The organism is Sphingopyxis sp. (assembly GCF_965227415.1).
Taxonomy (GTDB): domain Bacteria; phylum Pseudomonadota; class Alphaproteobacteria; order Sphingomonadales; family Sphingomonadaceae; genus Sphingopyxis.
Genome location: NZ_OZ245749.1, coordinates 1,287,621 through 1,301,678, shown reverse-complemented (window position 1 = coordinate 1,301,678; position 14,058 = coordinate 1,287,621). Strand labels below are relative to the sequence as shown.

Here is a 14,058-nt window from a genome sequence, read left to right as displayed (position 1 = left end):
GCGGCTATGGATCCCGGATCCAGTCCGGGATGACGAAGAGGATCAAGTCCGGGATGACGAAGCGGATCAAGTCCGGGATGACGAAAAGTGCAAGATGACGAAAAAGGGAATATCCGCTTCCACGCGTCAGCGGGTAGCTAGAACCCCAGATTGCGGAAGGCGATGCGGAACGAGAAGCTGTTGCCGCGCCGCGCGTCGCCGGTGTCGATATAGTCGCGGCGCCAGGTCAGTGCGATCGACAGGCATTCGTCGTCATAGGCGACGCCCAAGCGATGCCGAATCGGGTCGAAGCCGTCGGCGACGCTCAGGGGATCGTCATTCTTGCTGGTCAGGTCGACGATGGCTGACCCGAAGATCGACCAGTTTTTCGCAAAGGCGACGCGGCCGCCGACACGCGCTTCCTCGCGGTCCTGCAAATCCTCGCCGAGCAGCAGGATGTCGCGGTTGAGCCGCGAATAGCCGAGCACGGCATAGGTCGAACGGCTGCCGATCGTCGCGTCGAATTCGTTGCGGCGGATCGCCAGATTATCCTTGTCGAGCCGGAAGCGGTGCGTCAGCCGCAGGAAGTCCTTGTACGCAACCGTCGTGCGCCCGACGACGTCGGAGGTCCGGTCGGTCAGGCCGGTGCCGTCGGGGAACAGGCTGGGCTTGTCCGACAGGCGATAGCTTTGTCCGATCACCGAACTGACATTGAACCCCGGCCGGCTGTAATTCCATTCGACGCCATAGGTGATGCGCGCGCCATCCTCGAACCGGTCGTATCCGGAGAAGCGGTTGATCGCGAACAGGTTGCTGTCTTCCAGATCGAACGCGCGCGAATCCTCGTTCGGAATATCGAGATTCTTGAGCTGCGGCGTCGCGACGATCTGGACGCGCGGCGTCAGCGTCTGTGTGCCGCCGGCGAATTCGCCGATGAAGGGCCAGCGCATGTCGGCGGCAACGGCAGCGATACCGCGGCCTTCCCAGCCCGATTTGCCGCGATAGCCGGGCACAGAGGTCAGCAGGTTTTCGTCGCTGTGATAGACATCGCCGCGCACGAGCGCGGTCAGCACGACTTCCTGGCCCATTCCGGTCAGCCCACGCAGATTCCAGGACGCGCCGGCAAAGGCGCGCTGCGTGTCCTGGCCAGACGTGCGGCCGATCGCGAGCGTGTTGAGCTGCAACTCGACCTGCCCGCCCAGCACCGGATCGGCAAAACGCTGGCGATAGTCGATGATCGGCAGCGCAATGGGTTGCTGGCCCTGCTGATCGCCGGCGCGCAACGTTTGCGTCGCCCAGCCGGCGATCGACAGATAGCTGCTCCCGCCGATCCGTTCGAGCTCGAAGGTCGAGCGCAAGCGGTCGTCGCGGCTGATGTCATAGCGGCGCATGAACGTGCGGTCGGTCGCGATGCGACCCGAAAAGGTGAAGCTCCAGCGCGGCGAGAACTGGAACTTGCCTGCGCTTTCCAGATAGCCGCGAAACTCGTTTTTGCCGGGAACCGTCGGACCGCTCACGTTGAGCGGCACGACCGAGCTGGACGTCGCATAGCCATTGATCCGGAACGATCCGACATCGGTCAGCGCCCGGAATTCGCCTTCGAGCATCGGCGCCGCGCCAGTGTAGATATGCGGCGTGATCGTGATGTCGCGATCGGATGCAATGCGCAGATAATAAGGAACCGCGATCTCGAAGCCATTGGAGCGCGCGAGGCGGATTTCGGGAACGAGAAGCCCGCTTCCCGCCTGCTGGTTCGCAGGGTGGCTGAGCCCCGGTAGAGGGATCAGCGGCAGGCCGAACAACTCGATCCGCGCGCCCTTGTACCGAATCTTGTTCTTCGCGCGGTCATAGATCACGCGGACGGCGCGGACCTGCCAGCTCGGATTCTTCGGGCAACCGCTGCCATCCTCGACAGGGCAGGGCGTATAGGCGGCGTTTTCGAGCTCGATATTGCCGTTGTCGAATCGTGTGCCCTTCACCGCAGCGAGGCGCGCGCCATTGTCGAGCACGACGAGCAGATTTTCGACCACGCCGTCGCGCAGCGTGTCGGTCAGGACGATACGGTCGCCATAGGCGGTGTCGCCCTCGGGATTCTTGATCGCGACATCGCCTTCGGCGACGACTTCACCGGTCTTGCGGTTCCACGTCACCTTGTTCGCGCGCATGTCGACCGTGTCGCGGTTCATCGCGACATTGCCCTCGGCGACGACGATGTCGCTGTCGCTGTCGTAATTGATATTATCGGCGGCAAAGCCGATCTGATCCTCGGCCCTGGAGGCGGGAGCGTCGGTGGCGGCGGTAGAGACGTCGCGATTCTGCAGGTCGGGCTGGCCCTGTGGCGCCTCGATCTGCGGCGGCTCGACCGACTGTTGGGCGGCGACGGGGCACGCCATCAGCGCGACGCCGCTCGCGGTCACCAGCCACAAGGGGCGCGTGCGCGTCGACCGATGGAACAAAGCCCAGCTCATTTGATATCTTTGTCCCAGACCCTAGATAACGGCAATCCGGCTTGGACCGGCTGCTTTGTTTTTGCAACTCGCAGGCGAAACCCCTATCGATCCGGCACGTTCCAATCAATCTCCGCATATGAAAGTTAAGGCATGAACATCCAGTTTGTCGCGCAAATCGACACGTCTGCCGACGTTGTCGCGTTTCCGGTCCGCAAGGGAGAGGCGAGCGCGCTGGGCGCACTGCTCGGCGCCGCGGCCCAGCAGGCGCGCTTCGAAGGCGCCGCCGGCGCGATTGCCGAAACCGCCGCGATCGACGGCGAACAGGCGAAGCGGCTGTTGCTCGTCGGCATCGGCGAAGGCAGCGTGCTGGATCTCGAGCGCGCTGGCGCTGCGCTCGTCGCGCGGCTGCAAACCAGCGGTGTCCAGACGCTACACGTCGATTTCGCGAGCACGGCGCAGAACGACGAAGACGATGTTCTTGCCTTCGCCATGGGCGCAAAGCTGCGCGCCTGGCGCATCGATACCTATCGCACGCGGTTGTCGGATACGGCGAAGCCGAGCCTGAACAGCATCCTGATCGCGTCGCCCGCGGGCGATCTGTCGGCACGCTGGGGCAGCTATTCGGCGGTTGCCGACGGCGTTGCGCTGACCCAGACGCTCGTCGCCGAGCCGCCGAACATTCTTTATCCCGAAACCTTCGTCGAGCGCTGCCAGCACCTCGCCGACCTGGGCATCGAGATCGAAATCCTCGACGAGCGCCAGATGAAAGCGCTCGGCATGGGCGCCCTGCTTGGCGTTGCGCAGGGCTCGACGCGCCCGCCGCGCCTTCTGGCGATGCGCTGGAACGGCGGCGAGGCAGGCGAAGCGCCGGTCGTGTTCATCGGCAAGGGCGTGACGTTCGACACCGGCGGCATCAGCCTGAAGCCTGGGCCGGGCATGGACATGATGAAATGGGACATGGGCGGCGCGGGCGCCGTCGCCGGCGCGATGAAGGCGATTGCCGGGCGCAAGGCAAAGGCGAATGTCGTCGGCGTCGTGGGCCTCGTCGAAAATATGCCCGACGGCAACGCGATGCGTCCCGGCGACATCGTCACCACCATGTCGGGCCAGACGGTCGAAGTGCTCAACACCGACGCCGAGGGCCGCCTTGTCCTCTGCGACGCGATCAGCTGGGCGCAAAAGGCCTATGATCCCAAGGTCATCGTCGATCTTGCCACGCTGACCGGCGCGATGGTCATCTCGCTCGGCCACGAATATGCCGGCATCTTCGCCAATGACGACAAGCTGGCGACCGATCTGATCGCGGCGGGCGAGGGCAGCAACAACAAACTGTGGCGCTTCCCGCTGTCGGCTGCTTACGACAAGCTGATAGACAGCCCGATCGCCGACATGAAGAATATCGGCCCGCGCGAAGGCGGCTCGATCACCGCGGCACAATTCCTGAAGCGCTATGTCGACGAAGGCGTCGCCTGGGCGCATCTCGACATCGCGGGGATGGCGTGGGCCGACAAGGACGGCGCGGTCCATGGCAAGGGCGCAACCGGCTATGGCGTCCGCCTGCTCGACCGCTACATCGCCGACAACCACGAAGGCTGAGAGGGCAGGGGAGCATGTCCCGCGTCGACTTCTACCGGCTGACGCGCGACCCCGTCGAACGGGTGCTCCCCGCGCTTGCGACGCGCATTCTGGCGAATGGCGACCGTCTGCTGGTGGTCGCCGCCTCGGCGATGCAGCGGCAGGCGATCGACGAGGCGCTGTGGACGCTGCAACCCGCGGGCTTTCTGCCGCACGGCAATGCCGGGTCGCCCGACGAGGCGATCGAGCCGATTCTGCTTGCCGGTACGCTCGATCCCGCGCCGCCCAACCGCGCAACGCACATCGCGCTCGCCGACGGCGAATGGCGTGACGAGGCGCTGGGGTTCGAACGAAGCTTCCTGCTGTTCGACAACAGCCGCATCGACGACGCACGCGCGACCTGGCGTACGCTGGCGGCGCGCGACGATGTCGACAACCGCTTCTGGAAGCAGGACGAAAACGGACGCTGGTCCGAAGGGCCCTGAGCGCTAGGCGTCCATCAATATCACGTCCCAGCGATACTTCGCCGGACTGTCGAGCCGCGCGACCGCCGTGTCGGCCCAGTCGCCAAGGCCCTTGTAAAGCACGTCGTTCGCGTTGGTGTCCGCATCGTCGGCAAAATACATCTGCGAGATGAGACGGTGACTTTTGCCATGGACGTCGAAATGGATGTGCGGCGTCCGCCGCCCGATCGGCGAGTCATAGGCGGCGGGCTTGATCGTAACGATCCGCCATTCGCCGTCCGCGCCAGTCCTGATCTGAGCATAGCCCTGGAAATTCGGGTCAATCGGCGCTGTCGCGATATCGTTCGGATGCGCATAGCGGCCGACCGAATTGGCCTGCCAGACTTCCAGCGTCGCACCGGACACCGGCTTGCCATAGCGGTCGAGCACGCGGCCGCTGACCTCGATCACATCGCCCATCGCGCGTTTGTCGTGCCCCTTGATCCACGTCAGGTCGGCATCATCCTCGGCGAGTCTGTCGATCGGGTAGAAAGGTCCCAGGTCACCCGATGCCGTGGGGCGCAGCGCGGCCTCCGCCGCTTTTGCCCCGCTAGTCAGCGCGATAGATGCCGCCAGTGCCGAGCCTGTGAAGGCACGCCGGGTCATTCCGTTCAGCCTGTTCGTCATAGATGGTCCCCCCGGCAGCGTTGATAGCATGAAAACGTGCCGTTTCGCAGCGTATTTGGGTCCGGCGACCTTGCAGTGCAGCAAAAGCGCGGCTAGAGGCGCGCGCATCAGATAAGAAACCAACGCAGGAGCTTTCCCATGGCGATCACTCGCACCTTTTCGATCATCAAGCCCGACGCGACGCGCCGCAACATCACCGGCGCCGTCACCAAGATGCTGGAAGACGCCGGCCTGCGCGTCGTCGCCTCGAAGCGCATCCACATGACCCGCGACCAGGCCGAAGGCTTCTATGCGGTTCACAAGGAACGCCCCTTCTTCGGCGAACTCGTCGACTTCATGATCAGCGGCCCCGTCGTCGTTCAGGTCCTCGAAGGCGAAAACGCGATGCAGGCGAATCGCGACATCATGGGCGCCACCAACCCCGCGAACGCCGAACCCGGCACGATCCGCAAGGAACTGGCCGAGAGCATCGAGGCGAACACCGTCCATGGCAGCGACAGCGACGAGAATGCGGCGATCGAAATCGCCTATTTCTTCAAGCCCGAAGAAATCGTCGGCTAAGCCCCGGGGCGTAACCGAACCGAAGAGGCCGCCGGAGCGATCCGGCGGCCTTTTTCATGCCGCGGCGGCGATCATCGCGTCGAGGTCGGGGGTTTCGCCGCCCTTGCGCGAATCCTTGGCGATTGTTTGACGCCGTCCGATCTCGGACTGAACATGCGCGACGAAAGCCTTGCGCTGTTCGCGCAGCACCGCGTGCAGCGCCTTGCCGGCCGCTTCGGGCCGTTCGATCAAGCGCTCTGCCGCCTTGTGCGCGATCACCAGCGGGTCGAGCAGCTTTGGCCGGCGCCCCTCATAGGTTCCGCCCGCGCGCGTGCCGTCGCGCGCGCCGACGTTGACGAAAAACAGCCGCCCCTGCTCGGTGAGCGCGCTGAGCGTGAAATAGGCATCGGTCAGGCGCTTTAGCTGTTCGTCGCTGCCGATCGGCGTTTCCGGCTTCGCGCAAAGCTCGACGGTCAGCAGCATCGCGATCGCCTTGTCGGCCCACACCGCGACATCGCGGCTGCGCAGGCTGTCGGACTGATAGCGCCGCCAGCCCATGTAAAAGCCCGCCGCGGTGATGAACACCGAAAGGGCGGTTCCCGCCCACGCGATCCACTGGTCCATCTGTCCCCCTTAAAATTCGTCCGCGATCCCCATCAGGCCCGCCAGCTTCTTCGGCGCGATCGCCAGCCAGCTCTTGCGCAGCCATTCGCCGATCGCGTCCCAGTCGGTGTCGCCGAGGTCGAGCCGGATGCCCACCCAGCCGTCGCCGAAATAGGCTGGACGATAATAGCGATCGGCGTCGAGTTCGATCAGCATCGCCTGTTCCTCGGCGCCGCTGATCTTGACGAGCAGCGCGGTTTTGCCGTCACCATGGTGATCCTGCGTGAAATAGGCGAATTTCTTGCCCTTCACGATCCCGAAGCACGGCATGCCATGCGAGCTGACCTCATCCGCCTCGGGCAGCGCCATCGCGAGGTCGCGGACGCGGTCGAGCAGATAGTCGGGGGAGCGTTCGCGCGCCACAAAGGCGGCAAGCGTCCGCGGATAAAGCTGATGCTCGGCGAACCGCACCCGCTCGGCCAGCGTGTCGGCGGTGTCGCCCGCGACGATCGCGACGGGCGTCTGCGCCAGCACGGGCCCCTCGTCGACGCCGGGCGTCACGATATGGACGCTGCACCCGCCGAACGCATCGCCGGCGTCGATCGCCTGGTCGTGCGTGTTCAATCCCGTATATTTGGGGAGCAGGCTCGGGTGGATGTTGAGCATCCGACCCGCCCAGCGCGCGACGAAATCGTCGCTCAATATCCGCATATAGCCCGCGAGCGCGACGAACTCGACACCGGATTTGCGGAGTTGTTCGTCGACCAGCGTGTCGAACGCCTCGCGGTTCAGGCCCTTGTGCGACAGGCTCCAGGTGGCAACGCCCTCGGCTTCGGCGATCGCGAGTCCCGGTGCGTCGGGGTTGTTGCTGCCGACGAGCACGAGGTCGTAGGGGCAGTCGGCAGCCTTCGCCGCATAAAGCAGCGCGGCCATATTGGTGCCGGCGCCGGAGATCAGGACGGCTACGCGCGCCTTAGCCATTATGCGTCGCGGTCCACGCGCCCATCGCGCTCCAGGTCTCGGCACTGCCGCTGACCGTGCAGCCCTTTTCGCCTTCGGCGATATGCCCGATGCGGTGCACCGTCTCGCCCGCGGCCGCCAGCGCCGCGGTGACGTCCGCCACGTCGGCTTCGCCGACGACGACCGCCATCCCGATCCCGCAATTGAAGGTGCGCGCCATTTCCTCGGGCTCGATATGGCCCTGCGCCTGCAGATACGCCATCAGTCGCGGCTGTTCCCACGCGTCGGCATCGACATGGGCATGCAGCGTCTTGGGCAGGATACGCGGGATATTCTCGAGCAACCCGCCGCCGGTGATATGCGCGAGCGCATGGATCTTGCCGGTCTTCACCAGCGGCAACAGGCTCTTCACATAGATGCGCGTCGGCGCCATCAGCGCGTCGATTAGCAGCACATTCTGGTCGAAAAGGGCAGGGCGGTCGAGCTTCCATCCCTTGTCGGTGGCTAGGCGCCGCACGAGCGAGAAGCCGTTCGAATGCACGCCCGACGAGGCCAGGCCCAGAATCACGTCGCCCGCCGCGACCTTGTCGGCGGTCAGCACCTGGTCGCGCTCGACGGCGCCGACGCAAAATCCGGCAAGGTCGTAATCGCCGTCCGAGTACATGCCCGGCATTTCGGCAGTCTCGCCGCCGATCAGCGCGCAGCCGGCCTGCTTGCAGCCCTCGGCGATGCTCGCGACGACTTCGGTCGCGACATCGTTATCGAGCTTGCCCGTCGCATAATAGTCGAGGAAAAACAGCGGCTCGGCGCCTTGGACGATCAGGTCGTTGGCGCACATCGCCACCAGGTCGATTCCGACACCGTCATGCTTGCCCGATTCGATCGCAAGTTTCAGCTTGGTGCCGACCCCGTCGTTCGCCGCGACGAGCAGCGGATCGTTGAACCCCGCTGCCTTCAGATCAAAGAATCCGCCGAATCCGCCGAGGTCAGCGTCGGCGCCGGGCCGCCGCGTCGCACGGGCGATCGGCGCAATGGCACGGACGAGCGCATTGCCTGCGTCGATCGATACCCCGGCCTGGGCATAAGTGTAGGAGGCGGGCTGGTTGTGCTTGGAATCCATGGCTCGCGCGACTAACGGTTCCAGCCGACAAATGCCATGATTTCCTTGTCGCGACCCGCGCTTTTGGGCAGAGCATAGAGTAGATATGACGTCGGCCGCTTTCCCCCGCTTCGCTTCAGGCTTCACCCTTCGCTCCATCGCACCCCGCGACTGGCGCTGGGCGGCGCTTTTCGGTCTTTTCTTCGCAATCCTGCTGGCGGGGATCGTCGAGGGACAGATCAGCCGCGGCGATCGCGGCATCACCCCGATCAACAGCAGCGGCGATTTTCTGGCGAGCGGCATCACCGTCGATGTGATGGGCGACAATGCCGAGGATGCCCGCGAAAAGGGCTGGCGCGAGGCGCAGCGCAAGGGCTGGACCCAGTTGTATCGCAAGATGAACGGAACCGACGGCCCCGCGCTTGGCGATTCGGTCCTCGACGGCATCGTCACCGCGATCGTCGTCGAGCATGAAGAAATCGGTCCGCGCCGCTATGTCGCGACCTTGGGCGTCCAGTTCGACCGCGTTCGTGCGGGCCAGATTCTTGGCGTCAGCGGCCGCACGCTGCGCTCGCCGCCGTTGCTCGTCATTCCGGTCTATTCGGTCGACGGGATTCAGCAGGTGTTCGAACAGCGCAGCGCCTGGCAGCGCGCATGGGCGGAATATAACACCGGCCAAAGCGCGATCGACTATGTCCGCACGGCGGGCACTGGCGCTGATACGCTGTTGCTCAACGCGGGCCAGACCGGCCGACGCGGTCGCGTCTGGTGGCGCGTGATCCTTGACCAATATGGCGCCGCCGACGTGCTGACCCCGATTGCGCGCGTCGAGTACAGCTATCCCGGCGGGCCGATCAAAGGCTATTTTGCGGCGCGCTTCGGCCCCGACAACAAGCTGATCGGGACGTTCACGATGACCGGCCCCAGCCCCGCTGCGCTCCCCGACATGATGGAAAAAGCGGTCGCGCGGATGGACGGCCTTTACACCACCGCGCTCGCCGAAGGCGTGCTGCGCACAGACGCCTATCTCGTCCTCGAAAAGCCGGTCGAAAAAGACGATCTGCCCGAGGATGTTGCGGCCGAGGACGACACATTGCCGAGCGAGGTCGACAGCAGCGCGACGACCGCGACACCGGCGGTCGGCGTGCAGAGCTTCACCGTCCAGTACACCTCGCCCGATGTCGATTCGGTCTCGGCGACCGAACGCGCCGTTGCGGGCGCCGCCGGCGTCCAGTCGGCCTCGACCACCAGCCTAGCGCTCGGCGGGACATCGGTGATGCGCGTTTCCTTCCGCGGCGATCTTGCGGCCTTGAAGGCGGCTCTCGCGGCGCGCGGATTCAAGGTTCAGGAAGGCGGCGGGCAGCTCAGGATCAGCCGCTGATGGCGGCTCCCGGGCAATTTGCGCTGCCGCTCGACTGGAGCGCGGGCGGCTCGAACGATGGCCCGTTGATCGTCGGCGCCAGCAACGCCGATGCGGTGCGCTATCTCCGTCATGTTTCGACCTGGCCGGTGCGCACGGCGGTGCTGACCGGCCCGCGCGGATCGGGGCGCAGCCTGATGGGGCGCTTTTTCGCGCGCGAAACCGGCGGACGGGTGATCGACGGACCCGCCAGCGTTTCGGAGGAAGAGATTTTTCATGCGTGGAACGCGGCGCAGGCATCGGGCACACCTTTGCTGATCATCGCCGACGCGCCGCCGCCCGAATGGAACATCCAGCTTCCCGATCTTGCGTCGCGCCTGCGCGCGGTTCCGGTTCTGACAATTGGCGAGCCCGACGATTGCCTGGCGCGCGACCTGATCGAGGCGCTGTTCGCGCAGCGCGGCATGGCATTGGCGCCCGAAGTGGCGTCCTACATCGTCCCGCGCATGGAACGCAGCTATGCGATGCTCCATCGCGTCGTCGCCGCGCTCGATGCCGCATCGCTCGAAAAAGGGCGGGGCGTTAGCATTCGTCTTACCCGTGAAACATTACTGTCACAGGGGCTGATCGATCCCGATCTCCTTGAACGACAGGACGAAGCACAATGTCGATAGCCGGCGGCCCTCTTCGCGCAGACAATCGCGCAGACAATGACGCCGATACGGCGCACCCGACGTTCGGCCCCGAGCGCTTCTTCAATCGCGAACTGTCGTGGCTCGCCTTCAACCGGCGGGTGATGGAGGAAGCGCGCAATCCGGCGCATCCGCTGCTCGAACGCCTGCGCTTCCTGTCGATCTCGGGCAGCAACCTCGACGAATTCTTCATGGTCCGCGTCGCGGGGCTGAAGGGCCAGCAGCTGCAGGGGATCGACGATCCCTCGGCGGACGGCCGCTCGCCCGGCCAGCAGCTTGCCGAGATCGAGGCCGAGGTGAACCGCCTCGTCGACCAGCAGCAGAGCGAATGGCAGCTCCTTCACCGCCAGCTTGGCGAACAGGGTATCGTGGTCCACGGCACCGGGTCGGATGTCGAGGCGCTGCGCCGCGTCCTGCGTCAATATTTCCTCGACCAGATTTTCCCGATCCTGACGCCGCAGGTTCTCGATCCCGCGCATCCCTTTCCTTTCATCCCGAACCGTGGCCTGGGCGTGATCTTCGACCTCCAGCGCAAGGCGACCGGCGACACGGTGCGCGAACTCGTGATGATCCCGGCATCGCTGCCCCGCTTCGTCCCCGTTCCCGGCGAGCCGAGCAGCTTCGTTCCGGTCGAATATCTGATCGAGCTGTTCGGCGACCTGATGTTCCCCGGCTTCGCGATCCGCTCGCTCGGCGTCTTTCGCATCATCCGCGACAGCGACATCGAAATCGAGGAAGAGGCCGAGGATCTGGTGCGGCTGTTCCGCACCGCGATCCGCCGCCGCCGCCGAGGCCGTGTGATCCTGATGGAGCTGGAGGCCGACATGCCGGCCGAAATCGCCGCGGTGCTCAACGCCGATATCCAGGGGCATGAAGCGATCGTTGCCAAGATCGGCGGCTTCATAGGCTTGGCGGCGCTGTCGGCGCTGGTGGACGTCGACCGCCCCGACCTCAAATTTCCCGCTTACTCGCCGCGTTTTCCCGAACGGATCCGCGAACATGGCGGCGATTGTTTTGCGGCGATCCGCAGCAAGGACATTCTGGTCCATCATCCCTATGAAAGCTTCGAGGTCGTCCTCGCTTTCCTGCGGCAGGCGGCCGCCGATCCCGACGTCGTCGCGATCAAGCAGACGCTGTACCGCGCCGGCGACCAGTCGCCCGTCATCCGCGCACTGATCGAGGCAGCCGAGGCGGGCAAATCGGTCACGGCGGTCGTCGAACTCAAGGCGCGCTTCGACGAGGAGCAGAATCTGCTCTGGGCGAACCAGCTCGAACGCGCCGGGGTGCAGGTCGTGTACGGCTTCATCGAGTGGAAGACGCACGCCAAGATTTCGATGGTCGTCCGCCGCGAGGGGCAGGGGTACAAGACCTATTGCCACTTCGGCACCGGCAATTATCACCCGGTGACCGCGCGCATCTATACCGACCTCAGCTTCTTCACGGCCGACCCGCGCGCGGGGCGCGATGCGGCACAGCTGTTCAACTATATCACCGGCTATGTCGAACCCGAGCGGCTCGAACTCGTCACCATGTCGCCGCTCAACATGCGCGCGCATCTGAGCGACCTGATCGACGCCGAAATCGCCTCGGCCAAGGCCGGACTGCCGTCGGGCGTCTGGGCGAAGATGAACAGCCTCGTCGACCCCGACATCATCGACAAGCTCTATGAAGCGAGCGCTGCCGGCGTGCCGGTCGAACTGATCGTTCGCGGCATCTGTTGCCTGCGCCCGGGCGTGCCGGGGCTGTCGGAGACGATCCGCGTCAAGTCGGTCGTCGGCCGCTTCCTCGAACACAGCCGCATCTGGGGCTTCGCGAACGGCGCGCGCCTGCCGCACAGCGCCGCAAAACTCTATATCTCCAGCGCCGACTGGATGCCGCGCAACTTCGACCGCCGCGTCGAATATATGATCCCGATCCAGAATCCGACGGTGCACGACCAGATTTTGGACCAGGTGCTCGTCGCGAACCTGATCGATAATGAACAAAGCTGGGTGCTTCAGCCCGATGGCGTGTACAAGCGCGTGAATCCTGGCGACAAGCCTTTCAACCTGCACCATTATTTCATGAACAACCCATCGTTGTCGGGGCGCGGTACGGCACTCCACAAACGCCAGGACGTCCCCACCCTCGACTTCCATATGCGCGAAGATTGAGCAGTTTGGCTCCGCTCCGCTCCTCGAAACAAACGGTCCATCGCTCTGCCGTCATCGACATTGGATCGAACTCGGTCCGCATCGTCGTCTACGAAGGCCCGGCGCGCGCGCCGGCGGTGATCTTCAACGAAAAGGTCGCCGCCGGACTGGGCCGGGGCCTTTCGACCGACGGCCGGATTGCGCCCGAGGATGCCGAGCGCGGGCTCGTCGCGCTGCGCCGATATGCGCTGCTCGCCAAGCATATGGAGGTCAGGGATCTGCAATGCGTCGCGACTGCCGCGGTGCGCGATGCCGAAAATGGTCCCGCCTTCATCGCCGCTGCCGCCGAGGCGGGACTCGAGATTCGCTTGCTGACGGGCGAGGAAGAAGCCGAAGCCGCTGGCTATGGCGTGCTGTCGGCGATCCCCGATGCACGCGGCATCGCCGTGGATCTCGGCGGCGGAAGCCTCGAACTCGCCGAAGTTGCTGACGGCAAGGTCGGACGCCGCGCGTCCTTCCCGCTGGGCGTGCTGCGCTTGCCGGCGCTGCGCAAGGACGGCGAACAGGCCTTCGAGCGGGCGATCCGCAAGATGCTGCGCGCCGCGGACTGGCCGGGTGCAGGGCTGACCGGACTGCCGCTTTATCTCGTGGGCGGATCGTGGCGCGCGCTGTCGCGCCTCGACCTTGAACTGACGAAAGACCCGCTCGCCGTGCTCGACCAGCACACGCTGCCGCGCAGCGCGATTCGTCGCCTGATCCGCGCGAGCAAGCGGCTCACCTTCGAGGAATTGCGCGCCATCCCCGGCATGGCATCGAACCGCGCTGCAACCTTGCCCGATGCAGCCGCGCTGCTCGCCGCGCTCGTCAACATTCTCGACGTGCCCGAGATGACGGTTTCTTCATCTGGGCTTCGCGAGGGGCTGCTCTATCAGGCGCTCGACGAGGATGTGCGCGCGCAGGACCCGCTGATCGTCGCTGCGGAATTCGAGGGCCGTCGCCTCGCGCGCTTCGCACCGCATGGTCGCGCCATCGCCGACTGGATCGCGCCGCTTTTTGCCGACGAGGTGCCCGCCGACAGCCGGGTGCGCCTCGCGGCGAGCCTGCTGAGCGACGTTGCATGGTCGGCCAACCCAGATTTCCGCGCCGAACGCGGCACCGAAATCGGCCTTCACGGCAATTGGCGCAGCATCGACATTCCCGGCCGGGTCCTGCTCGCGCGCGCGCTTTATGCGGGCTTCGGCGGCGCCGATTCCGAATTTCCGGCGATGGGCAACCTCGTCGCACCCGACCGGCTTGCGCGTGCCCGCCAATGGGGACTCGCGATCCGTCTCGCGCAGCGATTGACAGGCGGCGTCGAAGCGCCGCTCAAGGCCAGCGGCATCGCGCTCGTCGACGGCAAGCTGCGGCTCTGCCTTGATGCCGGCTGGCACCAGCTCGCCGGCGAGTCGGTCGAGCGCCGCCTGCGTATCCTCGCGCAGGCGCTCGACGCCAAGCCGGACCTGGTGCTTCTGTAAATTCGTCTGCCGCCACCGCGCGGG

The 14,058-nt window shown here is 65.3% G+C and carries 12 protein-coding genes; 7 read left to right on the top strand and 5 right to left on the bottom strand.

Features of this window, described 5'->3' with window-relative positions:
- Positions 1–137: 137 nt before the first annotated feature.
- Complete coding sequence (locus ACO055_RS06340; protein ID WP_422061741.1) at positions 138–2,447, bottom strand: LPS-assembly protein LptD; 2,310 nt, start codon at positions 2,445–2,447, stop codon at positions 138–140.
- 132 nt (positions 2,448–2,579) lie between these two features.
- Between ACO055_RS06340 and ACO055_RS06335 the strand changes: the two genes are divergently transcribed.
- Both ACO055_RS06335 and ACO055_RS06330 read left to right on the top strand, forming a co-directional pair.
- Positions 2,580–4,025 carry a leucyl aminopeptidase gene (locus ACO055_RS06335; protein WP_422061740.1) on the top strand — a complete coding sequence of 482 codons (1,446 nt, stop codon included), beginning with the start codon at positions 2,580–2,582 and terminating at the stop codon, positions 4,023–4,025.
- Positions 4,026–4,039: 14 nt separating this feature from the next.
- Entirely contained in the window at positions 4,040–4,489 is a 450-nt protein-coding gene (locus ACO055_RS06330) for a DNA polymerase III subunit chi (protein WP_422061739.1), read from the top strand.
- Positions 4,490–4,492: 3 nt separating this feature from the next.
- Here ACO055_RS06330 and ACO055_RS06325 read toward each other — a convergent pair whose 3' ends face one another.
- Entirely contained in the window at positions 4,493–5,134 is a 642-nt protein-coding gene (locus tag ACO055_RS06325; RefSeq protein WP_422061738.1) for a hypothetical protein, read from the bottom strand.
- A 138-nt stretch (positions 5,135–5,272) separates the two neighbouring features.
- Here ACO055_RS06325 and ndk point away from each other — a divergent pair, with 138 nt between their 5' ends.
- Positions 5,273–5,695, top strand: coding sequence for a nucleoside-diphosphate kinase (gene ndk, locus ACO055_RS06320; protein WP_422061737.1), 423 nt, complete (start codon positions 5,273–5,275; stop codon positions 5,693–5,695).
- 54 nt (positions 5,696–5,749) lie between these two features.
- Here ndk and ACO055_RS06315 read toward each other — a convergent pair whose 3' ends face one another.
- The 3 genes from ACO055_RS06315 to purM are packed head-to-tail and all read right to left on the bottom strand — an operon-like array spanning position 5,750 to position 8,357.
- A complete protein-coding gene (locus tag ACO055_RS06315) occupies positions 5,750–6,298 on the bottom strand; it encodes a hypothetical protein (RefSeq protein ID WP_422061736.1) in 549 nt (182 codons plus the stop codon).
- 9 nt (positions 6,299–6,307) lie between these two features.
- On the bottom strand, positions 6,308–7,258 hold the full coding sequence (purN, locus tag ACO055_RS06310) for a phosphoribosylglycinamide formyltransferase (protein WP_422061735.1): 951 nt from the start codon (positions 7,256–7,258) through the stop codon (positions 6,308–6,310).
- Positions 7,251–8,357 carry a phosphoribosylformylglycinamidine cyclo-ligase gene (gene purM / locus ACO055_RS06305; RefSeq protein WP_422061734.1) on the bottom strand — a complete coding sequence of 369 codons (1,107 nt, stop codon included), beginning with the start codon at positions 8,355–8,357 and terminating at the stop codon, positions 7,251–7,253. Before purM ends, purN begins: the two co-directional genes overlap by 8 nt.
- An 85-nt stretch (positions 8,358–8,442) precedes the next feature.
- Between purM and ACO055_RS06300 the strand changes: the two genes are divergently transcribed.
- The 4 genes from ACO055_RS06300 to ACO055_RS06285 are packed head-to-tail and all read left to right on the top strand — an operon-like array spanning position 8,443 to position 14,034.
- On the top strand, positions 8,443–9,717 hold the full coding sequence (locus ACO055_RS06300) for a heavy-metal-associated domain-containing protein (protein ID WP_422061733.1): 1,275 nt from the start codon (positions 8,443–8,445) through the stop codon (positions 9,715–9,717).
- Complete coding sequence (locus ACO055_RS06295; protein ID WP_422061732.1) at positions 9,717–10,370, top strand: HdaA/DnaA family protein; 654 nt, start codon at positions 9,717–9,719, stop codon at positions 10,368–10,370. The genes ACO055_RS06300 and ACO055_RS06295 overlap by 1 nt, the downstream gene beginning before the upstream one ends.
- Entirely contained in the window at positions 10,361–12,541 is a 2,181-nt protein-coding gene (locus tag ACO055_RS06290; RefSeq protein ID WP_422061731.1) for an RNA degradosome polyphosphate kinase, read from the top strand. The genes ACO055_RS06295 and ACO055_RS06290 overlap by 10 nt, the downstream gene beginning before the upstream one ends.
- Positions 12,538–14,034 (top strand): Ppx/GppA family phosphatase, encoded by a 1,497-nt coding sequence (locus tag ACO055_RS06285; RefSeq protein WP_422061730.1) that lies wholly within the window; start codon positions 12,538–12,540, stop codon positions 14,032–14,034. Before ACO055_RS06290 ends, ACO055_RS06285 begins: the two co-directional genes overlap by 4 nt.
- Positions 14,035–14,058 lie beyond the last annotated feature (24 nt).